At 62.9% G+C, this 25,778-nt stretch carries 15 protein-coding genes and 2 pseudogenes; 10 read left to right on the top strand and 7 right to left on the bottom strand.

Features of this window, described 5'->3' with window-relative positions:
* The first annotated feature begins 54 nt into the window (after nt 1-54).
* Nucleotides 55-1,380 (top strand): DEAD/DEAH box helicase, encoded by a 1,326-nt coding sequence (locus LOY54_RS07130; protein WP_045193399.1) that lies wholly within the window; start codon nt 55-57, stop codon nt 1,378-1,380.
* 96 nt (nt 1,381-1,476) lie between these two features.
* Here the strand turns inward: LOY54_RS07130 and LOY54_RS07135 are convergent, their stop codons facing one another.
* Nucleotides 1,477-1,746, bottom strand: coding sequence for a hypothetical protein (locus tag LOY54_RS07135; protein WP_258610051.1), 270 nt, complete (start codon nt 1,744-1,746; stop codon nt 1,477-1,479).
* 126 nt (nt 1,747-1,872) lie between these two features.
* Here LOY54_RS07135 and LOY54_RS07140 point away from each other — a divergent pair, with 126 nt between their 5' ends.
* Both LOY54_RS07140 and LOY54_RS07145 read left to right on the top strand, forming a co-directional pair.
* Complete coding sequence (locus LOY54_RS07140) at nt 1,873-2,265, top strand: hypothetical protein (protein ID WP_045193397.1); 393 nt, start codon at nt 1,873-1,875, stop codon at nt 2,263-2,265.
* A gap of 109 nt (nt 2,266-2,374) precedes the next feature.
* Complete coding sequence (locus tag LOY54_RS07145; protein WP_258610053.1) at nt 2,375-3,301, top strand: DMT family transporter; 927 nt, start codon at nt 2,375-2,377, stop codon at nt 3,299-3,301.
* Here the strand turns inward: LOY54_RS07145 and LOY54_RS07150 are convergent.
* Entirely contained in the window at nt 3,252-4,433 is a 1,182-nt protein-coding gene (locus LOY54_RS07150) for an MFS transporter (RefSeq protein WP_258610055.1), read from the bottom strand. The two genes, LOY54_RS07145 and LOY54_RS07150, sit on opposite strands and share 50 nt — an antisense overlap.
* 106 nt (nt 4,434-4,539) lie before the next feature.
* On the opposite strand from LOY54_RS07150, the gene ptrR reads away from it, so the two are divergent.
* Together ptrR and LOY54_RS07160 are read left to right on the top strand one after the other, a co-directional pair.
* A complete protein-coding gene (ptrR, locus tag LOY54_RS07155) occupies nt 4,540-5,433 on the top strand; it encodes a putrescine utilization regulator PtrR (RefSeq protein WP_258610059.1) in 894 nt (297 codons plus the stop codon).
* Nucleotides 5,434-5,557: 124 nt separating this feature from the next.
* Nucleotides 5,558-5,683 carry a PA1414 family protein gene (locus LOY54_RS07160; RefSeq protein ID WP_010223057.1) on the top strand — a complete coding sequence of 42 codons (126 nt, stop codon included), beginning with the start codon at nt 5,558-5,560 and terminating at the stop codon, nt 5,681-5,683.
* A 54-nt stretch (nt 5,684-5,737) separates the two neighbouring features.
* On the opposite strand, the gene LOY54_RS07165 is transcribed toward LOY54_RS07160, so the two are convergent.
* A complete protein-coding gene (locus tag LOY54_RS07165) occupies nt 5,738-7,117 on the bottom strand; it encodes a sodium:solute symporter (protein ID WP_045193393.1) in 1,380 nt (459 codons plus the stop codon).
* 145 nt (nt 7,118-7,262) lie between these two features.
* A complete protein-coding gene (gene speB / locus LOY54_RS07170; RefSeq protein WP_045193392.1) occupies nt 7,263-8,213 on the bottom strand; it encodes an agmatinase in 951 nt (316 codons plus the stop codon).
* A 222-nt stretch (nt 8,214-8,435) separates the two neighbouring features.
* Here speB and LOY54_RS07175 point away from each other — a divergent pair, with 222 nt between their 5' ends.
* From LOY54_RS07175 to LOY54_RS07185, 4 genes and pseudogenes are all read left to right on the top strand, one after another.
* On the top strand, nt 8,436-9,329 hold the full coding sequence (locus tag LOY54_RS07175; RefSeq protein ID WP_045193391.1) for a LysR family transcriptional regulator: 894 nt from the start codon (nt 8,436-8,438) through the stop codon (nt 9,327-9,329).
* A gap of 141 nt (nt 9,330-9,470) precedes the next feature.
* Nucleotides 9,471-9,776 (top strand): annotated as a pseudogene (locus tag LOY54_RS27585) (PAS domain-containing protein); the annotation flags it as partial.
* A gap of 279 nt (nt 9,777-10,055) precedes the next feature.
* Nucleotides 10,056-11,030, top strand: a pseudogene (locus tag LOY54_RS27590) (methyl-accepting chemotaxis protein); the annotation flags it as partial.
* Nucleotides 11,031-11,108: 78 nt separating this feature from the next.
* The gene (locus tag LOY54_RS07185) at nt 11,109-11,708 is read left to right on the top strand and encodes a tRNA-uridine aminocarboxypropyltransferase (protein ID WP_258610060.1); all 600 of its coding nucleotides are present in this window, start codon (nt 11,109-11,111) and stop codon (nt 11,706-11,708) included.
* A 15-nt stretch (nt 11,709-11,723) separates the two neighbouring features.
* On the opposite strand, the gene LOY54_RS07190 is transcribed toward LOY54_RS07185, so the two are convergent.
* The 3 genes from LOY54_RS07190 to LOY54_RS07200 are packed head-to-tail and all read right to left on the bottom strand — an operon-like array spanning nt 11,724 to nt 16,651.
* Nucleotides 11,724-13,079, bottom strand: a complete 1,356-nt coding sequence (locus LOY54_RS07190; RefSeq protein ID WP_045193388.1) for an HlyD family type I secretion periplasmic adaptor subunit — start codon at nt 13,077-13,079, stop codon at nt 11,724-11,726.
* Nucleotides 13,080-13,089: 10 nt separating this feature from the next.
* The gene (locus tag LOY54_RS07195) at nt 13,090-15,237 is read right to left on the bottom strand and encodes a type I secretion system permease/ATPase (RefSeq protein WP_371128686.1); all 2,148 of its coding nucleotides are present in this window, start codon (nt 15,235-15,237) and stop codon (nt 13,090-13,092) included.
* Between the two features lie 40 nt (nt 15,238-15,277).
* Nucleotides 15,278-16,651 carry a TolC family outer membrane protein gene (locus LOY54_RS07200; protein WP_258610061.1) on the bottom strand — a complete coding sequence of 458 codons (1,374 nt, stop codon included), beginning with the start codon at nt 16,649-16,651 and terminating at the stop codon, nt 15,278-15,280.
* Nucleotides 16,652-17,171: 520 nt separating this feature from the next.
* Here LOY54_RS07200 and LOY54_RS07205 point away from each other — a divergent pair.
* Nucleotides 17,172-25,775, top strand: a complete 8,604-nt coding sequence (locus tag LOY54_RS07205) for a retention module-containing protein (RefSeq protein ID WP_258610062.1) — start codon at nt 17,172-17,174, stop codon at nt 25,773-25,775.
* The last annotated feature ends 3 nt before the right edge of the window (nt 25,776-25,778 follow it).

A 25,778-nucleotide genomic window follows, 5' to 3' on the forward strand; every position in this document is an offset into this window, starting at 1 on the left:
CGGAAAACGTTACCCTATGCAACTGAATTTTTTGCACATGCCCGAGGTACACCCGTGTTTTCCCAATTCGCCCTGCACGAACGCCTGCTCAAAGCCGTGGCCGAGCTGAAATTTGTCGAGCCGACGCCGGTGCAGGCAGCGGCCATCCCTTTGGCGTTGCAAGGGCGTGACCTGCGGGTGACGGCGCAAACCGGTAGCGGCAAGACCGCAGCCTTCGTCCTGCCGATGCTCAACCGCCTGGTTGACCTCAAGCAGAAACGCGTCGAGATTCGTGCCCTGGTGCTGTTGCCGACCCGCGAGCTGGCGCAGCAGACCCTCAAGGAAGTCGAGCGCTTCTCCCAGTTCACTTTCATCAAGGCCGGGCTGATCACCGGTGGCGAAGACTTCAAGGAGCAGGCCGCGATGCTGCGCAAGGTGCCGGACGTGCTGATCGGCACCCCGGGCCGCCTGCTCGAGCAGCTCAATGCCGGCAACCTGCACCTGGAGCATGTCCAGGTGATCGTGCTCGATGAAGCCGACCGCATGCTCGACATGGGCTTTGCCGAAGACGTCGAGCGCCTGTGCAATGAGTGCCCGAACCGCGAACAGACCATGCTGTTCTCCGCCACCACTGGCGGTGCCGGCCTGCGCGACATGATCGGCAAGGTGCTGAAAACCCCTGAGCACCTGATGCTCAACAGCGTCAGCCAGCTGGCCGAAGGCACCCGCCAGCAGATCATCACCGCGGACCACAACCAGCACAAAGAACAGATCGTGCAGTGGTTGCTGGAGAACGAGACCTACGACAAGGCGATCATCTTTACCAATACCCGGGTGATGGCCGACCGCATCTACGGTCACCTGGTGGCCAAGGACTACAAGGCTTTCGTCCTGCACGGCGACAAGGACCAGAAAGACCGCAAGCTGGCCATCGAACGCTTGAAGCAGGGCGGCGCCAAGATTCTCGTCGCCACCGACGTCGCCGCCCGCGGCCTGGACGTCGACGGCCTGGACCTGGTAATCAACTTCGACATGCCACGCAGCGGCGACGAATACGTACACCGCATCGGCCGTACCGGCCGTGCCGGTAACGAAGGCCTGGCGGTGTCGTTGATCTGTCACGGCGACTGGAACCTGATGTCGAGCATCGAGCGCTACCTGAAGCAGACCTTCGAGCGCCGGGTCATCAAGGAAGTCAAAGGCACCTACACCGGGCCGAAGAAGGTCAAGGCCTCGGGCAAGGCGGCCGGTGTGAAAAAGAAAAAGACCGATAAAAAGGGCGACAAGAAGGTCGTGGCCAAGCGCAAGCCAACAGCCAAGCCAAAGCCTAACGCGCCGCTGGCCAGCGCCGACGGCCTGGCACCGCTCAAGCGCCGCAAGCCGGCGCCGGCTGCGGAGTAAGCGCCGGCTTCATAGCCCTCCCACAGGTTCTTTGCAGCCCTTGTGGGAGCGGCGGTGCGGCGACCCGACTTGACCCGCGATTGTTTCACCCCGATTTCAAGTCTTCTTCTCAGCGCTCTTCAATTCCTGCATCCGCTTGTCGATCAGCTGGCACTTGTCCGGCAAGTCCTTGCTGGCCGTGCCCAGCTCCATCTTCTGCAGCTCGTCGTTGATCTCCTTGGCCTTCTGCGGGTTCTGCTCGGTGAGCTTGCTCACTTCCTTGGCCAGTTCTTCGCGCTTGGCCGTCGCTTCTTCCAGCGTGCACGCCCAGCCGGGCAGGGCCAGCAGCAGGCTGGCGGCGGCTGCAATGTTCAACAGGGTTTTCATCGGCAGGCTCCTGGGCAATCAAGGTGAAGTCTTGCGGTTGAGCCTGGCCGGGCGGCGAAAGTTCAGTCGAACCGCAGCCGCGTACACCGGTCACAATCTTACCTACCCCTGATTGAGGCTATGCCGATGACCACCTACGACTGGGACCTGATCGAACGCCTGTTGCACGAAGCGCAGAACAGCGCCGGCCACAGTTTTACCCCCAGACCCTACGCCGAGCAGCATGCGGCCCAGCTGGCGGCCGAAGGTGCAGCTCCTGGCGATCTCGATCATCTGAAAACCCTGGCATGTGAGTATGAAAAGCTGCTGTTCGAGCGCGGTTACTTTGCCTCACGCCCGGAAGACGAGGGCGGCAACGGCGAGAATTTCATCCTTACCGAGCGGGGCTCGCGGCTGCTGAGCCTGCTGGACAGCAGCATTCCGGGCAACGATCACCCGCGCCAGGTGCTGGATGAACAGGAGGATGCACTGGACGAGGCGACTTTCGATCAGTTGGCCTCCAAGGCGCAGATTGCCTGAAGCAGGTAACACAAGGCTGGCATTGAGCGGCCGCCGCCGCTGATAATCGGCGCTGGATCCACTTCTGCCGAGAGCCTGCCATGTTGCTGCCAGAAACCGGGGGCGCCCGATGAGCGCCAGCCGCCGCACTACCGATGCCTTTGCCCTGCAAGTGATGCTGGTGCTGTGCCTGATCTGGGGCATCCAGCAGGTGATGATCAAGTGGGCCGCACCGGATATTGCCCCGGTGATGCAGCAAGCCATGCGCTCGGGGATGGCGGCAGTGCTGGTCGGCCTGCTGATGTGTTTTCGTGGCGGCTGGGACCAGGTCTCCAGCACCTGGCGCGGCGGGCTACTGGCCGGTTCCCTCTTCGGCCTTGAGTTTCTGTTCATCGCCGAAGGCCTGAAGCTGACTTCGGCGGCGCACATGTCGGTATTCCTCTACACCGCACCGGTGTTTACCGCCCTGGGCTTGCATTTCATGCTGCCCAGCGAGCGGCTGCGGCCCTTGCAGTGGCTGGGCATCCTGCTGGCCTTTGGTGGTATTGCCTTTGCCTTTGCCGGTGGCGTTTCCCTTGAGCATCTGGACGCACAAATGCTGCTCGGTGATGCCTTCGGGGTGCTGGCGGGCCTGGCCTGGGGCGCAACCACCGTGGTGGTGCGCGCTTCGCGGCTGTCGGAGGCGCCAGCGACCCTGACGCTGTTCTATCAACTGGCGGTCGGTTTTGTCGGCCTGCTGTTGATCGCTGTCGCCAGTGGCCAGGTTACCCAGGTGCAGTTCACCCCGCTGTCGATCGGCAGCCTGCTGTTTCAGGGCCTGATCGTGTCGTTTTTCAGTTACCTGACCTGGTTCTGGCTGCTGCGCCGCTATCTGGCCTCGAACCTGGCGGTGTTCTCGTTCATTACTCCGTTGTTCGGGGTGACTTTCGGCGTGCTGTTGCTGGGCGAGCCGTTGAGCCTGAATTTCGTCCTCGGCGCGATCATGGTGCTGCTCGGGGTGACCCTGGTCAGCGCTGAACAGTGGGTGCGCCGGCGCCTGCGCAGCCTGCTCGGCTAGCCTGCGGGCGCAACAGCAGCAGGCCGGCGAGCACCAGGCCGCTGGCGGCGATCAGCAGCGCTGCCTGCAGGCTGCCGGCGAACTGATTGCTCAGCGCCGCCAGCAGCGGTCCACTGAGCTGGCCCAGGGCAAAACAGGCGGTCAACAGCCCGGCATTGCGCTGGCTGGCGTGCGGTGCCAGCTCCCGCGAGCGTTGCATTACCAGTTGCATGCAGGCCAGGAACGGGCCGCCACAGAGGATTACCCCCAGCGCCAGGCCCGGGCCGTTGCCCAGCAGGCAGGCGAACACGCCGGCGGCCTGCAGCCACAGGGTCGCGATCAGCCAGCTTGAGGTGCTGCCCATGCCCGGGCGGCGCAGGCTGACCAGCACCACGCCCAGCGCCGCCGCCAGACCAAAACCGGGCCAGAACAGGTCGGCCAGCCACTGCCCGTGAAAGCGCGCGCTGGCCATCTGCGACATGAAGGTCGCGGGGATGATGTAGCCAATACCGTACAGCGCATACACCAGGCCCAGGCGGGCAATTCCTTGCCCGGCTGGCTGGACGCGCGCCCCGCTGACAGTAGGCGCTAGCGTCTGCGGGCGTGGCAGCGCTGGCAGCACGATCAGCAGCATCAACAGGGCAACGGCGGCATAGATCAACCACAGCGGCGCCGAGCCCAGTCCGTTGAGGTTGGCGATCAGCGCCAGCATTCCGGTTAAAAAAATTCCCACCCCGGGCCCAGCAAACACCAGGGCGCCGAGCCGTGGCCGATTGCTGGCCGCTGCCACCTGCTGGCTCAGGCTGGTGAGCATCACCAGCACCCAGGCGCTGGCCACGCCGGTGCCAAAGCGCAGCAGCAGGTGAGCCCAGAAACCGCTGGCCGAGAACGACGCCAGGGTCAGCACGACGCACAGCCACAGCCCACCGTGCAGGCGCGCACTGACCTGGCGCGGGCGGCGGGCGAACATCGCATCCAGGGCGCCGAGCAGATAGCCCAGGTAGTTGGCGGCGGCGATCAGGCCGGCGGCGGTCAGGCTGACCTGCCCTTCGCTGATCAGGTGCGGCAACTGTGGGGTGAGGGCGAAGCGGCCGATGCCCATGGCCATCATCAGGGCAACGGCACAGGCGAGAAGGCGAACAACTGGCGACATGGCGGCAATTCCTGCACAAGCGTGAATGACCGTCAGGCTAAAGTCGGTTGACTTTCAATAAAATTGAATAATGATGAGCAACTTGTTCTGTTTTGGAGAATAGCTCGTGGAGCTCAGCCAATTGCGGATTTTCCAGGCGGTGGCCGAGGAGGGCTCGGTGACCCGCGCCGCCGAGCGCCTGCACCGGGTGCCGTCGAACCTGTCGACACGCCTGCGCCAGCTCGAAGAGCAACTGGGCGTTGAGCTGTTTCGCCGCGAGCGCCAGCGCTTGCAGCTGTCGCCGGCGGGCAAGGTGCTGCTCGATTACGCCGGGCGCATGCTCGCCCTGCACGATGAGGCCTTTGCCGCCGTGCAGGGCGGGCAGCCGGCCGGGGAGTTCGTACTGGGCTCGATGTACAGCACTGCGGCCATTCATTTGCCCGATTTGCTGGCCCGTTACCACAGCGCTTACCCGGCGGTGAACCTGCAGGTGCAGGCGGCGCCCAGCGGCGAGTTGCTCGAAGGCTTGCTCAGCGGCCGCCTGGATGCCGCCCTGGTCGACGGGCCGCTGGCCCTGGCCGGGCTCGACGGCGTGCCGCTGTGCGACGAAACCCTGGTGCTGATCACCGAAGCCGGCCATGGGCCGGTGCGCAGTGCCCGCGATGTCGCGGGGCGGGCGGTGTTCACCTTTCGTCAAGGCTGTTCGTACCGGATGCGCCTGGAGGCCTGGTACGCCCACGATCACGCGGCCATGGGCCGGGTCATGGAAATCGAGTCGTACCCGAGCATGCTCGCCTGTGTGATAGCCGGGGCTGGGGTTGCGTTGATGGCGCAGTCGATGCTCGACAGCCTGCCGGGCCGCGAACGGGTGGCGGTGCATCGCCTGCAGGCGCCGTTCGATCAGGCCACCACCTGGCTGATGTGGCGCAAGGGCATGCGCGGGGCGAATTTGAGCGCCTGGATCGATTTGCAACAAGGGGAAACAGTTGCCCAGGCAGCGCAGATGGCGCAGGAGGCTTGATTGAGATCAAACTTGCCCTCAAGTCATGTTGCACAGACATGCGCATTGCAATACTTGGGACTATGATCTGTATGAAGCATCGCAGGATTTATTCGCCGTGCAGGCTGACCCGTAAGGGGGAGTTATGAGAAACCATCTGTTCAACTGGCTCCACGACCTGGCCGCTGCCCTGGGCCTGATCCCGCCACCGCTGCAGCCGGTGCCGATCCCTACCGACGAAGAACAGCGCAAGCGCCAGCCACGTCGCTAAAACACATCGGCCGCCGCATCATTGCTGATGCGACGGCCGTGGTGCACCTGTCTATCAGGCCAGGTTGACGGCGCCTACCGGGCGGCGCGACATCAGGCTGACTACCACAAAGCTCACCAGGCCGATCGCCAGGCTGTAGTAGATCGGCGTGTTGGCATCCATCCCATCCATGATCATGAACGCCAGGGCGGTGACGAAGCCCAGGGTCATGCTGGTGATCGCCGCCGCAGTGGTGGCGCGTTTCCAGTAGATCGCGCCGATCAGCGGAATCAGCATGCCGCCCACCAGCAGGTTGTAGGCCAGGGTCAGGGCGCTGATCACATCGGTTACCACCAGGGCGATACCCAGTACGGCAATACCGGTCAGCAGGGTGAACAGGCGGTTGATGCCCAGGCTCGACTGCTTGCCGCCGCGCAGTTTCGGCAGCAGGTCTTCGGTCAGGACCGTGGAGGCGGCCAGCAGGCCAGCACTGGCGGTGGACATCATCGCTGCCAGCGCAGCGGCAATCACCAGGCCACGGATACCGTCAGGCAGGGTGGATTTGACGATCGCGGCAAAGGCGTTGTTGGCGTTGTCCAGATCCGGCAGGAGGACATGCGCGGCCATGCCGATCAGTGCGCACACCAGGCCGTAGATCACGCAGTACACGCCAGCAGTGGTGCCCGCGTACTTGGCGACTTTCTCGTCACGGGCGGTGAACACCCGTTGCCAGATGTCCTGGCCGATCAGGATGCCGAAGAAGTAGATCAGGAAGTAGGTGATGATGGTGTCCCAGCCGATGGTGGTCAGGCTGAAGTTGCTGGCCGGCAGCTTGGCCACCAGTTGATCCCAGCCACCGACCTTGTACAGGCAGATGGGCAGCAGGACGAACATCAGGCCGACGGTCTTGATCACGAACTGGACGATGTCGGTCAGGGTCAGCGACCACATGCCGCCGATGGTCGAGTACACCACCACGACGCCACCACCGAGCAGGATCGCGCCCCAGAACGGCAGGTCGAACAGCACTTGCAAAACGGTGCCGATGGCCAGGGTCGAGGTCACCGCGATCATCAGCGCGTAGGCAAGCATGATCACCGCACTGGCCTGGCGGGCCATGGGGTTGTAGCGTTTTTCCAGCACCTGGGTAACGGTGAAGATCTTCAGACGCAGCAGCGGCTTGGCCAGGAACAGGTTCAGGGCGATGATGCCCAGGCCCAGCGCGGCGCACAGCCAGAAGCCGGAAATCCCGTGGACATAGCCCAGGCGTACGGTGCCGACGGTCGACGCGCCGCCCAGTACCGTGGCGGCCATGGTGCCCATGTACAGGCTAGGGCCCAGGTTGCGCCCGGCCACCAGGTAATCTTCATGGGTTTTTGCCCGGCGCATGCCGAACCAGCCGAGCGCGAGCATGCCGGCGGCATAAATCAGAACAACGAATATGTCCAAGGCCATGGGTGTCTCCAATTATCTTTATTATGGTGAGATCGACCCCGGCGCCAGGCAAGCCTGGCGCCGGGTCATTCGTCTACTCAGTGGGCCGTCGTTGCGGCCCGACTGTCATGGCTCCTGCCCTGTTGCAACTCCTGGTGTACTACCGTTAGCGGCGAACCACGCCCGGCAGTGCACAGAGCATTTCGTACAGCAGGTTGGCACCGAGCAGCGAGGTGTTGCCGGTGGTGTCGTAAGGTGGCGAGACTTCAACCAGGTCGCAGCCGATCAGGTCCAGGCCCTGGCAACCACGGATGATTTCCATCGCCTGGATGGTGGTCAGGCCGCCGATTTCCGGGGTGCCGGTGCCCGGTGCCCAGGCCGGGTCGATACCGTCGATGTCGAAGCTCAGGTACACCGGGCCGCCACCGACTTTCTCGCGCACTTCGGCCATCAACGGCTCCAGCGACTTGTGCCAGCACTCTTCGGCCTGGACCACACGGAAGCCCTGCTTGCGGCTCCAGTTGAAGTCTTCGGCGGTATAGCCCTGGGCGCGCAGGCCGATCTGCACCACGCGGTCGCAGTCCAGCAGGCCTTCTTCGACGGCGCGGCGGAAGGTGGTGCCGTGGGCGATCTTCTCGCCGAACATGTGATCGTTGACGTCGGCGTGGGCATCGATGTGCACCAGCCCGACCTTGCCGTGCTTCTTGTGGATAGCACGCAGGATCGGCAGGGTGATGGTGTGGTCGCCGCCCATGGTCATGGGGATGACGTTGTGTTCGAGGATCTCGTCGTAGGCTTCTTCAATGATCCGTACGGCGTCGAGCAGGTTGAAGGTGTTGATCGCCACGTCGCCGATATCGGCAACCGACAACGAATCGAAGGGCGCAGCGCCAGTGGCCATGTTGTACGGGCGGATCATCACCGATTCAGCGCGGATCTGCCGTGGGCCGAAGCGGGTGCCGGAGCGCAGCGAGGTGCCGATGTCCAGGGGAATGCCGATGAACGCGGCATCCAGGCCTTCGGCGCTTTGCAGGTGAGGGAGACGGAGCATGGTGGCGATGCCGCCGAAGCGCGGCATTTCGTTGCCGCCCAGTGGTTGGTGCAGAATCTTGTCCACGGTCGGGCCTCATCGATTCGATTGTTCTAGTTGTTGGAACCTGTCTGGCTGGCCCGGGGCAACCCCTGAAATACCGGCAAGCAGGTGCATTGCGGCAGAGTCTGCAAAAGGTAGTGGATGAAAAGAATCGCTACAGGCAAATACTTAGTTCAGGTTTTTCTGAACTAATGCCGGTATTGCGGTTAGAATCCGGCCATCTGTAGCCCTGCGGACCGCGATCACATGGCCTCTGCCTTGCCCGACCTGAAACTCCTGCGCATCTTCGTCAGCATCGTGCGCCACCAGGGGTTTGCCAACGCCCAGCGCGAGCTGAACCTGTCGACCTCGGCCATCAGTACCTACATGAGCCAGCTCGAGGCGGCCCTCGGCATCGTCCTTTGCCATCGTGGCCGTGGCGGTTTCAGCCTGACCAGCAAGGGTGAACTGTTCCACCAGGAGACCTTGCGCCTGCTGGCAGAAATGGACGGTTTCGAGCAATACGCGGCGGCGCTCAAGGGGGAATTGCGCGGTACCCTCAACCTTGGGGTGATCGACTCCACCGTCGGCGATCGGGCCTTGCCTTTGGCTGAAGCTATCGGTGCCTACAGCCAGGAGCACCCCGCGGTGCACTTGCACCTGTCGGTGTCGAGCCCCTACGAGCTGCAACTGGGGGTGCAGGACAACCGCCTGGACCTGGCCATCGGCGCCTTTTCGACGCGCATGAGCGGGCTGGTGTATCAGCCGTTGTACCGCGAGCAACATTGGCTGTATTGCAGCAACCGCCACCCGCTTTTCAACGAGCGGCGCATTCCCGAGCAGGTGATTACCCAGCAGCGCATGGTCGGTCGCGGTTACTGGAGCCAGGCTGAGCTTGCCCGCCACGGCTTCAAGCACAGCGCGGCAACGGTGGAGAGCATGGAGGCGCAACTGATCCTGGTGTTGTCCGGCGCCTATATCGGCTACCTGCCGGAACACTATGCCCAGGCCTGGGCTGACAAGGGCGATTTGCGGGTGTTATCACCGGCGACCTTCGGCTATCAGGCGCCGTTCTCCATGATCATTCGCCGTGGCCGCAGCCGCGAACCCTTGATCCAGACCTTTCGCGATCTGCTCAAGGCGCAACTCACTCCAGCCTGAACGAAACGGCCCCTGAAAAATTTAGTCGCGGTTGCAATAAATCCTGAAAATATCGGCCGCGACCCCGTAATTGCTCTGCTAAACCTGTATTGGCTTGATGAAATTTCCCATCTCTCCTTTGCAGGGATCGCCTAGATGCGCATGAATTTGCCCGTCACTGAGCATGAAAGAACCTTTCCGAGCGAACAGCGGCTGATTTCCACTACCGACCTCAATAGCCGCATCACCTATTGCAACGACGCCTTTGTCGCCATCAGCGGTTTTACCTACGAGGAATTGCTCGATCAGCCGCACAACCTAGTGCGTCATCCGGACATGCCCCCTGCGGTGTTCGGGCATATGTGGGAAACCATCAAACAGGGCAAACCCTGGATGGGCGTGGTGAAGAACCGCGCCAAAAACGGCGACTTCTACTGGGTCAGCGCTTACGTTACGGCGATTTACGAAAACGGCCGGATCAGCGGCTACGAGTCGGTGCGCTCGGTACCGACCCGCGAGCAGATCCGCCGGGCCACGGCGTTGTATGCACGGTTGCGCCAGGGGCGCAGCCCGGTGCCGCTGGCGGCTCGACTGGGCGCGACAGTGGAACACGGCTGGCCCTTGGTCGGCGCTGGTATTTTGTCTGTGATCAGCTATTTGTGGCTGCCCCAGTACGCCGCCCTGGGTGTGCTGATGGCCAGCCTGCTCAGCGCCTGGTACCTGATCGAGGCGCGGCAGAACCGGGTGATCCGCCGCACCCTGGGCGAACACCCGAAAGCCTTCACCAGCCCTCTGGTGGCCCTGACCTACAGCGACAACAGCGGCCTGCAGGGCCAGCTGGACCTGGCGATCATCAGTGAAGAAGCCCGCTTGCAAACGGCCCTGACGCGCCTGGTGGATGCCGGTGTCGGGGTCAAGACGCGCGCCGCGCAATCCTCCGACCTGTCCGGGGCCCAGGCGCAGATGCTCGACAAACAACGCAGTGAAACCGATCAGTCGGCCACGGCGATTGCGCAAATGGCAGCGACCATCCAGGAAGTGACGCACAACGTGCAAAACACCGCCACGGCCGCCTCCGATGCCGATCACCTGGCCCAGCAGGGCAGTGACCTGGCGCAGCAAAGCCTGCGCGCCATGGGCAGCATGGCCGAGGCGGTCAGCGACATCGGCCAGGCGGTCAATGCCCTGGCCGACCAGACCCAGTCGATCGGCAGCGTGGTCGATGTCATCACCTCGATTGCCGAGCAGACCAACCTGCTGGCGCTCAACGCGGCGATCGAGGCGGCGCGGGCTGGCGAGCAGGGCCGGGGCTTTGCCGTGGTCGCCGACGAGGTGCGCTCGCTGGCCCAGCGTACCCGTACCTCGACCGAGGAAATCCACCAGATTATCGCCTCGTTGCGCGCCGGCGCCGAGCGGGCGGTGTCCAGTGCCAGCAAGGGCGAGCAGATCTCCCGCGACAGCGTGCACAGCGTCGAGGCGGTGCAGTCGGCGCTGGTGGGCATCACCCAGGCGGTCAGCCGCATCACCGGCATGAGCCAGCAGATGGCCACGGCCTCGGAACAGCAGAGTCATGTCGCCGAGGACATCAACCAGCAGATCACCCGCATTGCCCAGCTCTGCGATCACAGCGCCGGGCAGGCCAAGCAGGGCGCCGAGATCAGCCAGGACCTCGAACGCATGGCCGATTACCTGTACAGCCTGGCCGAACGTTTCAACCGCTGAAGCTTTTCGTCTCTCCCACAGGGAAGTGGGCTTTTTTCGGGGCTGCTGTGGCACACTTTGCCCGCTCAGGAGAACCCGATGTCCAGAATCCACTGCGAGCGCTGCCTGCGCCCACAAACCCATTGCCTTTGTCCGCTAATCCCTTCCCTCGACAGCCGTACCCGCGTGCTGTTGCTGCAGCATCCCAGTGAAGTGCGCCATGCGCTCAATACCGCCAAGCTGGCGGCGCTTGGCTTGCGCAATGCGCAATTGCACGTGGGCGAAGTGTTTGAGGACCTGCCTGAGCTGCTGCAAGCACCGGGGTACCGCAGTGCCTTGCTGTTTCCGGGCGATGCGGCGCAGCCGCTGGTGGCCTATGCCGACGGCGAGGATCAGCGACCGTGGCAGCTGGTGGTGCCTGATGGTACCTGGCGCAAGGCGAGCAAGTTGCTGCATGTGAACCCGTTGCTTGGCACGTTGCCGCGGGTAACCCTGGCCCAGGTCCTGCCTTCGCGCTATCGCCTGCGCAAAGCGCCGCAGGCGGGGGCGTTATCGACTCTGGAGGCACTGGTGCAGGCGCTCAACGTGCTGGAGGCGCCGGTTAATTTTGACGCGCTGTTAAAACCGTTCGAGGCGCTGATCGAGGGGCAGATTGCGGCGATGGGGCGCGAGACCTACGAGCGCAATCATCTGCGTTGAGCCACTGCGAGCGCCTCAGCGTTCGCGCATGGCTTCGGTACGTGCCTTGAGCACCGGCTTGAGCAGGTAATCGAGCACGCTCTTGTGGCCGGTGATGATATCCACCGTGGCAGTCATGCCGGGGATGATCAAAAGCGGTTTGTTATCACCACCCAGGTGGTTCTTGTCGGTGCGCACCTGGATCAGGTAAAAGGCGTTGCCCTTGTCGTCGGTGACGGTGTCGGCGCTGATCAGTTCGAGCTTGGCCTTCAGGCCGCCATAGATGGTGTAGTCGTAGGCGCTGAACTTGACCATCGCCGACTGCCCGGGGTGCAGGAAGGCGACATCTTGCGGGCGCACCTTGGCCTCGATCAGCAGGTTGTCTTCCAGCGGCACGATCTCCAGCAGGTCACTGCCGGGCTGGACCACGCCGCCGATGGTGTTGACCTTGAGCAGCTTGATGATCCCGTGCACCGGCGAAACCACGGTGGTGCGGGTTACCCGGTCATCGATGGCAATGCTCGAGGCGGTGATCTTCGACAGGTCGGTGCGTTTTTCGTTAAGTTCCTTGGCCGCCTCTGAGCGAAACCCGGCTTCGGACTCTTCGATCTTGCTCTTGATCTCGGCCACCGCCGCTTCGGCGCGCGGGATTGCCAGGCTGGTGGCGTTGAGCGAGCCGCGGGCTTCAACGGCGCTGCGCTTGAGGCGCAGGATTTCCACTGGTGAGATCGCCCCGGTGCCGACCAGCGGCGTCGACATGTTCAGCTCCTGCTGCAACAGCGCCAGGGCCGAGCGGTACTGCTCGACCTTGGAGCGAAACTCGGCCAGTTCCTGGGTTTTTTGCCGCAGTTGCTCGTTGAGGGTCTGCTTTTCGCTGCTCAGCCGACGCTGGCGCGACTGGTACAGCGAGAGTTCGTCTTCAGCCACTTGTGGCGCCTTGCTGCGCACTTCTTCGGAGAGCTGGAACGGCCGGCCTTCGGCTTCGGCGGCAAGGCGCTCGACCTGGGCGGTGAGGGCAAAACGGTCAGCTTCGCTCTCGCCCTTGTTGGAGAGAAAACGCGTGTCGTCCAGGCGCAGCAGGGTATCGCCCTTGTTCACCATCTGCCCTTCACGCACGAAGATCTCGGTGACGATGCCGCCTTCAAGGTTCTGGATCACCTGGACCTTGCTCGACGGAATGGCCTTGCCTTCGCCCATGGTCACTTCATCGAGCACGGCGAACTTGGCCCACAGCAGCGCCACCAGCAACAGCCCCGCGGCCAGCCACACGGTGATCCGCGACAGACGCGGCGAGTCCTGCAGGGTGGCGCCGGCCACATCGGGCATGAACTCGCGTTCGGCGGTCTTGCCGAAACTCTGGAAGTAGCTGCGCAGGCCTTGGCTTACGGACATGAATGACCCCCTAGAGTGCCGCGCCAACGCGGCCTTTGCGCAGTGCATCGATGACCGCTTCCTTCGGCCCGTCGGCAACGATCTTGCCGTTGTCCAGTACCAGCAGCCGGTCGACCAGGCTGAGCATCGAGGTGCGGTGGGTGACCAGCAGCAGGGTTTTGCCCTGCACCCAGCCATGCAGGCGCTGGCGCAGCTGGTCTTCGCTGCTGTTGTCCATGTGGCTGGTGGGTTCGTCGAGGATCATGATCGGCGGTTCGAGCAACATCGCCCGGGCCAGCAGCACGGCCTGGCGCTGGCCGCCGGAAAGCAGCTGGCCGCGCTCGCCGACCGGGCGGTCGAAGCCTTGCGGGTGCTGGCGGGCCAGCTCGCTGACGCCGGTCAGCTCGGCCACTTCAAGCATGCGCGCGTCACTCACATAGCGCGCGCCAAGGGTCAGGTTGTCGCGCAGGCTGCCGGCCAGCAGCGGCAGGTCATGAGCGACGTAGCCCAGTTGGTGGCGCAGGTCGGCGATGTCCAGTTGGCGCAGGTCGAGGTTGTCGAGCAGGATCTGCCCTTCGTCCGGGGCATAGAACCCCATCAACAGGCGCGCCAGGGTACTCTTGCCCGAGCCGCTGCGGCCGATGATGCCGATGCGTTCGCCCGGCTTGACGCTGAAGCTGATGTCATTGAGGGCGGCAGCGTTCTGGCCGTGGTAGCGAAAGCTCACATGGCTGACGTCGAGGCCGCCGTGCAACTGGGTGCGCTCCAACGGTTGCTGGCCGGCCTGGCGCTCCTGCGGCAGGGCCATCAGCGCGTCGGTGCTGCGCATGGTCAGCTGTGCCTGCTGGTAGCGGGTGATCAGCCCGGCGATTTGCCCGAGCGGTGCCAGCACCCGGCTGCCGAGCATGTAGCTGGCAACCAGGGCGCCGACACTGAGGTTGCCGGCAATGATGCTGTAGACCCCGGCAACGATGGTGGCCATGCCGCAGAACTGCTGGATGAACAGCGTGCCGTTGGTGGCCAGCGCCGACAGGTTGCGGGCGTGGGCGTCGAGGCGGGTGAGGGCGCCGTGGGTGCTTTCCCACTGATACTGGCGCTCGCTTTCGGCGCTGCAGGCCTTGAGGGTTTCCAGGCCGCCGAGGGTTTCGATCAGCAGCGCCTGGCGCACCGCGCCCAGGGCCAGGCTTTTTTGCACGGTATCGCGCAGCCGCACCTGGATGAACAGGGCAAAGAAAATGGTCACCGGGAAGGCAATCAGCGGGATCACCACCAGCCAGCCACCGAGCAGGCCGATCACCGCCAGCATCAGCACCACGAAGGGCAGGTCGATAATGCTGGTCAGGGTCACGGCGGTAAGGAATTCACGCAGGCCCTGGAAGTCATGAATGCTCTGGGCAAAGCCGCCAACCGTGGCCGGCCGGGCTTTCATCGACATGCCGGTGATGCGTTCGAACAGGGTGGCGGAAAGAATCAGGTCGGTCTTTTTCCCGGCCTGGTCGAGCAGGTGGGCGCGGACCACGCGCAGGGTCAATTCGAACAGGGTGCCGATCAGCAGGCCGGCGCTCAGTACCCACAGCGTCGAGGTAGCCTGATTGGGCACCACGCGGTCGTAGGTCTGCATGACGAACAGGGGCACCATCAGCCCCAGCAGGTTGATCAGCAGGCTGGCGAGAATGGCGTCGCTGTAGAGCCAGCGTGAGAGTTTGAGGGTGTCGCGAAACCAGGCGTTGACCCGTGGCATCAACGGCGCACGCAGGTCTTCGAGTTCATGGCGGGGGCGGGCGAATAGCGCCTCGCCGGCGTAGGCTTGCAGCAGTTCTTCGCGGCTGACCCACTGCTCGCCGCCTTCGGCTTCACAGGGCAGGATCAGCGCCCGGCCGTCATCGCCCCAACGCCGCAGCACCGCGCAGCGGCCGTCCTTGAGCAGCAACAGCACCGGCAGGTTGAGCGCCGAGATCGCCCCCAGCTCACGCCGCAGGATCCGCGCCTGCAAACCGGCCCGTGCCGCTGCCCGGGGCAGCAGTTCAAGGCTCAGGCGTTGCTCGGGCAGCGGCAGGCCGGCACTCAGGCCGGCGCGACTGACAGTGCAACCATGCAGCTTGCAAAGGATCAGCAAGCCATCGAGTAGCGGGTCATCGAAACTCTGGCGCGGATCTATTGCCGAGCTCGCAGGTTGCATGCTGGTCACAGTCGCCTACTCCTGCCGCAGTTGGAGGGGTTTAGCGCATTTCGGGCAGGCGCGCCTCGCTCTTCACTTCGCTCTTGGCGATCGCCTCGGGTGGCAGCGAGATGCGCTGCTTGTTCAGCAGTTCACCCATGTTGGCCAGCACCCGGTACATGGAGAACTCTTCGGTGTAGCGCACTTCGGTGTAGCGGCGGTTGGCGTTGTACAGCTCGTTTTCACTGTCGAGCAAATCGAGCAGGGTGCGTTGGCCGAGGCCGAACTGGTCCTGATAAGCGGCGCGCACACGGGTGGTGGTCTCGGCGTACTCGCGGGCCGCCGGCAGTTGCACGCGGGCGTTGTTCATGGCGTTCCACGACAGCGACAGGTCTTCGGTCAGCTGGCGCAGGGCGTTGTTGCGGATGTCCATGGCCTGGTTGATCTTGTGCGCATCGGACTGCAGGCGGGCCTTGTCACTGCCGCCGCGGAACAGGTTGTAACTGAGCTCGACACCGGCCTGCCAGTCGTTGTTGTCGTGGCCGACCTGACCTGCAGTGTTGTTGTTGGCACCGGTTGCCAATACTGCGTCAATACGCGGGTAGAACGGCGACTTGGCCACTTCGTATTGCTGCTCGGCCGCATTGACGTCGGCCTGGGCGGATTTCAGGTAAGGGTTGTTTTCGAGCATGTCCTGGCGTGCAGCAGCCAGGTCAGCAGGCACTTCGCCCTTGATGGTCACCGGGGTTTCCAGCTCATCGGGCTGGCGACCGACGACGCTATAGAACCTGGCCTCGGCATCGGCCAGGTCGACCTCGGCGGTGTACAGGTTGTTTTCCGCCAAGGCGCGACGGGCAGTGGACTGGTCGCGGTCGGCATTGCTGCCGACCCCGCGCTCACTGCGCAAGCCGATCTGGTCGTTGACCCGCAGGTGCGCCTGCAGGTTGTTCTTGGCCAGGGTTACCAGCTCGCGGCGTTTGAGCACTTCAAGGTACACCTCGACGGTACTCAGGGCGACGGACTGGGCGGTGGCCTGGGTGTAGTAGGCCCGCGAGTTCACCACTGCCTCGGTACGGCCGACTTCGTTGGCGGTGTTGAAGCCGTCGAAGAGCATCTGCCGCAGGCGCAGGTCGGACTGGGTGTAGGTCAGTGTCTCTTTATTATGATTACGCGTGCCGTCGGCATTGAAGCCACGGGTATTGGTGTTGTCGGAGCGTTGTCGACCGTAACCGGCCACCAGGTCGACGGTGGGGAAGTAACCGCCTCGGGCGAACTTCACGTCTTCATCGGCCGACAGCCGGCTGTTTTTGCTGGAGCCGATTTCCGGGTGGTAATCCACGGCGCTTTGCACAGCCTCATTAAGTGACATCGCCTGGGCATTGGCACATGCCATGGCCAACAGAATTGCGCTGGTGATGGGGGTCAAAACGCGCATGGGTTACTTCTCCCTGATTTCTAATAATGGTCCTGCGATTCGTCAAAAAAGTGACGAAAACCTGAGGTCAAACCGTATCAGGCTTGTAACAACAGAGCTAAGAACATTTACGCGCGAAGCTAAGAAGATTTTTTCATAAGAGTTATGCGAAAAAAAACTTATGCGGTCTAAGAAATCCGAGACATTGTTCATATCAGGCAGCCCGTGGAATCAGCGCTAGGGTGCATTTTTTCGGGCGTCAGAGAAAGTTCCCGTGTTTTTGCAGCAGAGGGCATGGATGTAGCGGAGGGGATGGAGGCGGGGCGAAGTTTGGCGACAAATTTTTGGCAGGTGTCACTAGGCCACTTCGCTCAATCACTTTCACCGCAGCTCTGGCAGGCGAAGTCATTGATTTCATTGAAATCATCTCGCACTCCAGGGCTGTTTTAGCGTTGGCCCGGGTTAATTCCGCCGGGCTGGCCACGCGATAGTTCAGCGCACGTTGCTGCAATCAACCGATTTGCAGTGGAGGAGTGCGCTCATGGCTAAGTTAATCGGTGTCGTCAGCAAGGTGGTGGGCGAAGTCTTCGCTGTAGGCAGCGATGGCAGCCGCCGGCCGCTGATCGAAGGCGACAAGGTATATGCCGGCGAGCAGCTGGACACAGGCCTTGCTGGCGCAGTCGCCGTCCACCTGCAAAACGGTGCCGAACTGACCCTCGGCCGTGAAAGCAACCTGACCCTGACCCCTGAGCTGCTGGCGGATCGCGCGCCGCATGTTGATACACCGGAGTCGCAGACCCCCAGCCAGGCGCAACTGTCTGATGTCGAGAAACTCCAGCAAGCCATCGCTGCGGGTGCCGACCCGAGCCAGGACGCCGACCCCACTGCAGCCGGGCCAAGCACTGGCGGAGCAACGGGGGCACTGGGCGGCGGGCATACCTTCGTGATCCTCAACGAGGTGGCCGGGCGCGTTGATCCGCAGATCGGCTTTCCCACTGCAGGCTTCAACGGCTTTCCCGAGTTGCCGCAGCTGGACGTCGGCCTGATCAACAACAATGACGAAGCCCCGCCAGTGCCGGGGATCGACAACCCGGTCAGCCTCGAAGGGCTTGCCGTCGAGGGCGGCGAGCTGTCGTTGAACGAGGCCAATCTACCCCAGGGCTCGGCCAGCAATCCGGCGGCCCTGACCCAGGCGGGCAGTTTTACCGTGCAGGCACCCGATGGGGTGTTCAACCTTAACGTCGGCGGCATCAATGTGGTCACTGCCGGTGCGGTGACCGGCATCGGCCAGTCGATCACCACTGGCCTGGGCAATTTGCTGACCATTACCGGCTATGACCCTGCCACTGGCGTGGTCAGCTACAGCTACACACTCAACGGTGCCGAAACCCACCCCAGTGGCGCGGGTGCCAACGGGCTTGGTGAAAGCATCGCGGTACTGGTCAGTGATACCGACGGCGACGTAGCCACTGGCTCGCTGGATGTCACGGTGATTGACGACGTACCGCGGGCAGTGGCCGATAGCAATGCCGTCACCGCCACCGAGAACCAGTTGACCCTGACCGGCAACGTGCTGACCAATGACGTGCAAGGCGCAGACCGGGTAGCAACCGGGCCGATTACCGCCGGCACCTTCGTCGGTACCTACGGCACTTTGGTGCTGGCCGCCGACGGTTCCTACACCTATACGCTGAATACTGCCGATCCGGATTTCATCAATCTGCATGGCGGTGGTAATGGCGTCGAGACCTTTACCTACACCCTCACCGATGCCGACGGTGATGTTTCCAGCGCCAATCTGGTGCTCAACGTCAGCAACCTCAATGACCCGGTGGAGCTCAACGGGCTGAGCATCAATGGCGGCGAGCTGGTGCTGTTCGAGAAGAACCTGGCAGCTGGCAGCAGCCCTGATGCGGCGGCACTGACCCAGAGTGGAACCTTCACCGTGACCGCCGCCGACGGCCTGCAATCGCTGACGGTGGGCGGTATCAATGTAATCAGTGCCGGGGTGGTCAATGGCTTCCCGCAATCACTCACCACGGCCCTGGGCAACACCCTGACCATCAACGGTTATAACCCGGCCACCGGGGAGGTCACCTACAGCTACACCCTCAATGGCAGCGAAGCGCATGCCGCCGGCAATGGCAGCAACTCACTGGGCGAGAGTTTCAACGTGGTTGCTACCGATACCGATGGCAGCAGCGCGAGCATGAGTATCGATGTTTCCATCGTCGACGACGTGCCGACCGCGGCGGCAGATACCAACGCCGTCACCGCCACCGAGAACCAGCTGACCCTGACCGGCAACGTGCTGACCAACGACGTGCAGGGTGCGGACCGTGTACCCACGGGGCCAATTACTGCAGGCACCTTCGTCGGTACCTACGGCACTTTGGTGCTGGCCGCTGACGGTTCCTACACCTACACGCTGAACACTGCCGATCCGGACTTCTTCAACCTGCATGGCGGCGGTAACGGGGTCGAGACCTTTACTTACACCCTGACCGATGCTGATGGCGATGTGTCCACCGCCAACCTGGTGCTTAACGTCACCAACCTCAACGATCCGGTGACCCTCAACGGCTTGAACGTTGAAGGCGGCGAGCTGACGGTTTTCGAGAAGAACCTCGGCGACGGCAGCAACCCGGATACGCCAGCCCTGACCCAGACCGGCAGTTTCACGGTGACCGCGCTGGACGGTGTGCAAACCCTGACCGTCGGTGGCATTACCGTGGTCAGTGGCGGCGTGGCCAGCGGCTTCCCGCAATCGGCGACCACCGCCCTGGGCAACACCTTGACCATCACCGGTTATGACGCCTCGACCGGCGTGGTGACCTACAGCTACACCCTGCTCGACAACGAGGCCCACCCGAACGCCAACGGCACCAACAGCCTGGGCGAGAGCTTCACGGTCAGTGTGACGGACACCGACGGCAGCACTGCCAGCGGGTCCATCGATGTGAATATCGTCGACGACGTGCCGACCGCGGCAGGCGATACCAACGCCGTCACCGCCACCGAGAACCAGCTGACCCTGACCGGCAACGTGCTGACCAACGACGTGCAGGGTGCGGACCGTGTACCCACGGGGCCAATTACTGCAGGCACCTTCGTCGGTACCTACGGCACTTTGGTGCTGGCCGCTGACGGTTCCTACACCTACACGCTGAACACTGCCGATCCGGACTTCTTCAACCTGCATGGCGGCGGTAACGGGGTCGAGACCTTTACTTACACCCTGACCGATGCTGATGGCGATGTGTCCACCGCCAACCTGGTGCTTAACGTCACCAACCTCAACGATCCGGTGACCCTCAACGGCTTGAACGTTGAAGGCGGCGAGCTGACGGTTTTCGAGAAGAACCTCGGCGACGGCAGCAACCCGGATACGCCAGCCCTGACCCAGACCGGCAGTTTCACGGTGACCGCGCTGGACGGTGTGCAAACCCTGACCGTCGGTGGCATTACCGTGGTCAGTGGCGGCGTGGCCAGCGGCTTCCCGCAATCGGCGACCACCGCCCTGGGCAACACCTTGACCATCACCGGTTATGACGCCTCGACCGGCGTGGTGACCTACAGCTACACCCTGCTCGACAACGAGGCCCACCCGAACGCCAACGGCACCAACAGCCTGGGCGAGAGCTTCACGGTCAGTGTGACGGACACCGACGGCAGCACTGCCAGCGGGTCCATCGATGTGAATATCGTCGACGACGTGCCGACCGCGGCAGGCGATACCAACGCCGTCACCGCCACCGAGAACCAGCTGACCCTGACCGGCAACGTGCTGACCAACGACGTGCAGGGTGCGGACCGTGTACCCACGGGGCCAATTACTGCAGGCACCTTCGTCGGTACCTACGGCACTTTGGTGCTGGCCGCTGACGGTTCCTACACCTACACGCTGAACACTGCCGATCCGGACTTCTTCAACCTGCATGGCGGCGGTAACGGGGTCGAGACCTTTACTTACACCCTGACCGATGCTGATGGCGATGTGTCCACCGCCAACCTGGTGCTTAACGTCACCAACCTCAACGATCCGGTGACCCTCAACGGCTTGAACGTTGAAGGCGGCGAGCTGACGGTTTTCGAGAAGAACCTCGGCGACGGCAGCAACCCGGATACGCCAGCCCTGACCCAGACCGGCAGTTTCACGGTGACCGCGCTGGACGGTGTGCAAACCCTGACCGTCGGTGGCATTACCGTGGTCAGTGGCGGCGTGGCCAGCGGCTTCCCGCAATCGGCGACCACCGCACTGGGCAACACCCTGACCATCACCGGCTACAATCCGGCCACCGGCGTGGTGACCTATAGCTACACCTTGCTCGATAACGAGAACCATCCGACGGCCAATGGCGCCAATAGTCTCAACGAAAGCTTTACGGTGACCGCCACCGACACCGATGGCAGCACTGCCAGCGGGTCCATCGATGTGAATATCGTCGACGACGTACCGACCGCGGCGGGCGATACCAATGCCGTCACCGCCACCGAGAACCAGCTGACCCTGACCGGCAACGTGCTGACCAACGACGTGCAGGGCGCGGACCGTGTGCCAACCGGGCCGATCACCGCCGGCACCTTCGTCGGCACTTACGGCACATTGGTACTGGCCGCTGACGGTTCCTACACCTACACCCTCGATCCTACCGACGCAGACTTCAAAAACCTGCACGGTGGCGGCAATGGCACCGAGACATTCACTTACACCCTGAAGGACGCCGACGGCGACATCAGCACCGCCAACCTGGTGCTGAATATCACCAACCTCAACGACCCGGTGACCCTCAACGGCCTGAACGTCAACGGCGGCGAGCTGACCGTTTTCGAGAAGAACCTTGGCGACGGCAGCAACCCGAATATTCCGGCCCTGACCCAGAGCGCGAGCTTTACCGTCACCGCCCCGGACGGCCTGCAGACTCTGACCGTCGGTGGCATCACCGTGGTCAGCGGCGGCGTGGCCAGCGGCTTCCCGCAATCGGCAACCACCGCACTGGGCAACACTCTGACCATCACCGGCTACAACCCGGCCACCGGCGTGGTGACCTACAGCTACACCTTGCTCGATAACGAGAACCATCCGACGGCCAATGGTGCCAACAGCCTCAACGAAAGCTTTACCGTAACGGCTACGGACACCGATGGCAGCACTGCCAGCGGCTCCATCGATGTGAACATCGTCGACGACGTACCGACCGCGGCGGGCGATACCAACGCCGTCACCGCCACCGAGAACCAGCTGACCCTTACCGGTAATGTGCTGACCAACGACGTGCAGGGTGCGGACCGTGTACCCACGGGGCCAATTACTGCCGGCACCTTCGTCGGCACCTACGGCACATTGGTACTGGCCGCTGACGGTTCCTACACCTACACCCTCGATCCTACCGACGCAGACTTCAAAAACCTGCACGGTGGCGGCAATGGCACCGAGACATTCACTTACACCCTGAAGGACGCCGACGGCGACATCAGCACCGCCAACCTGGTGCTGAATATCACCAACCTCAACGACCCGGTGACCCTCAACGGCCTGAACGTCAATGGCGGTGAGCTGACCGTTTTCGAGAAGAACCTTGGCGACGGTAGCAATCCGAATATCCCGGCCCTGACCCAGAGCGCGAGCTTTACCGTCACCGCCCCGGACGGCCTGCAGACTCTGACGGTCGGTGGCATCACCGTGGTCAGCGGCGGCGTGGCCAGCGGCTTCCCGCAATCGGCAACCACCGCACTGGGCAACACCTTGACCATCACCGGCTACAACCCGGCCACCGGCGTGGTGACCTATAGCTACACCTTGCTCGATAACGAGAACCATCCGACGGCCAATGGCGCCAATAGTCTCAACGAAAGCTTTACGGTAACCGCCACCGACACCGACGGCAGCACCGCCAGCGGTTCGATCGACGTCAATATCGTCGATGACCTGCCGAGCGCTGTTAACGACACCAACGCAGTTACGGCCACTGAGGTACAGCTGACCCTCACCGGCAATGTGCTGACCAACGACGTACAGGGCGCCGACCGCGTAACCGGGCCGATCACCGCCGGCACCTTCGTCGGCACCTACGGCACCCTGGTGCTGGCCGCCGACGGTTCCTACACCTACACCCTGAACCCCAACGATACGGACTTCATCAACCTGCACGGTGGTGGCACAGGTGTCGATACTTTCACCTACACCTTGCGCGATGCCGATGGCGACACCAGCACAGCGACGCTCAAGCTCAATGTCAGCAACCTGGACAACCCGGTCACCATTGACGGCCTGAACGTCAACGGTGGCGAGCTGACCGTCTACGAGAAGAACCTCAGCGACGGCACCAGCCCGGACTCTCCGGCCCTGACCCAGAGCGGCACCTTCACCGTGACGGCCCCTGACGGGCTGCAAAGCCTGACCGTCGGTGGCATCAGCGTGGTCAGTGGCGGGGTGGTCAACGGTTTCCCACAGAGCGGGACTACGCCGCTGGGTAACTCGATCACCATCACCGGTTACAACCCGGCCACCGGGGTGGTCAGTTACACCTACACTTTGCTCGACAACGAAAATCACCCGAACGCCAATGGCATCAACAACCTCAACGAGAGTATCAATGTCGTCGCCACCGACACCGATGGCAGCTCCGCCAACGCGACGATCGATGTGAAGATTGTCGACGACGTACCGAATGCAGTCGGGGCAGAACGCTCGGTGACTCCGGGGCAGGTGGACTCCAACCTGCTGCTGGTGATCGATGTGTCCGGCAGTATGAATGAGGCGTCCGGCGTGCCGGGCCTGACGCGTATGCAACTGGCCAAGCAGGCGATCAATGCCTTGCTCGACAAGTACGATGAAATGGGCGATGTAAAGGTCCAACTGGTGACCTTCTCTACCGGGGCCAACCAGCCTTCAACCGTGTGGGTGACCGTCGACCAGGCCAAGGCTATCGTCAACGGCCTCAGCGCAGGTGGTTCGACCTATTACGATTCGGCGATTACCTCGGCGCAGTCGGCCTACACCACCGGGGGCAAAATCACCGGTGCGCAAAATATCGTGTACTTCTTCTCCGACGGCGCACCTACGTCGGGGCACGCGATTACCGCGCCGCGCGAAGTTGAATGGGAGGGTTTCCTCGACAGTAATGGGATCAAGTCCTACGCGATCGGTCTGGGCAGTGGCGTCAATGCCGGTAACCTCAATCCATTGTCCTACGACGGTAGTACCCACACCGACACCAATGCCACGGTGGTCACCGACCTCAACCAGCTCAACTCGGTGCTGTCTGGCACCGTCCAGGGCGCACCGATCACTGGCAGTCTGATGAGTGGCGGCCAGTTCGGCGCTGATGGCGGCTTTATCAAGTCGCTGGTTATCGATGGCACTACCTACACCTACGATCCGAAGGGCAACGGCGGTGCGGGCTCTTATGCCACCAGCGGTGCGGCGGATCGGGGCACCTTCGATACCGGCACCAACAGCATTACCGTGAAGACGGCGATCGGCGGCAGTATCGTGGTCAACATGGATACCGGCGACTTTACCTACACGCCGCCCAAGGACACCGGCAGCGGCCAGGTCGAGCAGATCGGCTTCGTCGCCAGTGACAACGATGGCGATACCGCCAGTGCCAACCTGGTGATCAACGTCTACGCCAATACCGCGCCAGTGGCCGGGGCCGACCATGTCATCAGCAACATTCTGTCGAGCAGCATCACCGTGCCCGCCGAAGCCCTGCTGGCCAATGACAGCGATGCCAACCATGACCGCCTGAGCGTGCCTTCGACGACCACCTTCGATACCGGCTGGGCGGCAAAAGGGGCAGGCTTTACCGTGGGCAGCGGGACACCGCCGACGGTTGTCTTCAACGGCACCAACAACACCGGCGCCAACCAGCTGCGGGATCTGCCGCGCAGTGCCTTCAGAGGCCCGGCCAATGCCATGACGGCGGCACTGGTTGTCAGTGGCTACCTGGGGGCTGTAACCACGGCCAATGCCAACGATGAGGACGTATTGACCGTTACCCTGAAAAAAGGCGAGACGCTGACCCTCGATCACAACCTGGCAGCCGGCAACATCCTGATGGAGTGGAAGGACGAGAGCGGCAGCTATCAGACCATCGCCGACGGCGGCTCCTTCACCGCCAGTCATGCCGGCCTTTACAGTATCCACCTGGTCAACCTCACCAACTCGTCAGGCAGCAACACCAATGCGGCTGAAAACTACGCGCTGACCATGACTGTCGACTATTCCAACGCCCAGAATGAAACTGCCTACGGCACCTATACCGTCAGCGACGGGCATGGCGGCAGCAGCACCGGCAATGTCGACATCGTTTATCAGGAGGGCAATACCCTCACCGGTACCAGCGGTGACGATACCCTGCTGGCCGGCGCCGGCAACGATACCCTCAATGCAGGTGCGGGCAACGATGTGTTGATCGGCGGGGATGGCAACGACTTCCTCTACGGCGGTGATGGCAATGACCTGTTGATCGGTGGTGCCGGCAACGACCTGCTCGACGGTGGCGCGGGTATTGACACCGCCAGCTACGCCAGCGCCGGCAGCGCGGTGACGGTCAACCTGAGCACGGTCGGAGCGCAGAACACCGGGGGTGCCGGTACCGACACCCTGGTGGCGATCGAAAACCTGATCGGCTCGGACTACAACGACAACCTGACCGGTAACGACAACGCCAACGTGCTCAACGGCGGCCTGGGCAACGACACCCTGATCGGCGGTGGCGGTGATGATGTGCTGATCGGCGGCCCGGGCAACAACACCCTGACTGGCGGCACGGGTAGCGATACCTTCCTGTACCAGCAGGGCAATACCGGGCACGACGTGGTCACCGACTTCACCCCGGGCACCGATCGTCTGGACCTGTCGCAACTGTTGCAGGGTGAGAATGCAACGACAGCGTCGCTGGATGACTACCTGCACTTCAAGGTCACCGGCAGTGGCGCCAGCGTGGTGTCGACCATCGAGGTCAGCTCGGTGGCAGGTGCGGCGCCGACCCAGACCATCGACCTGGCAGGGGTGAACCTGGCCCAGCACTATGGTGTGACGGCAGGTGCGGGCGGGGTGATTGCGGCAGGGCAGGACACGGCGACGATCATCAACGGCATGCTCAACGATCATTCGTTGAAGGTGGATACCGTATAGGCC

Source organism: Pseudomonas sp. B21-032, from assembly GCF_024748965.1.
Taxonomy (GTDB): Bacteria; Pseudomonadota; Gammaproteobacteria; order Pseudomonadales; family Pseudomonadaceae; genus Aquipseudomonas.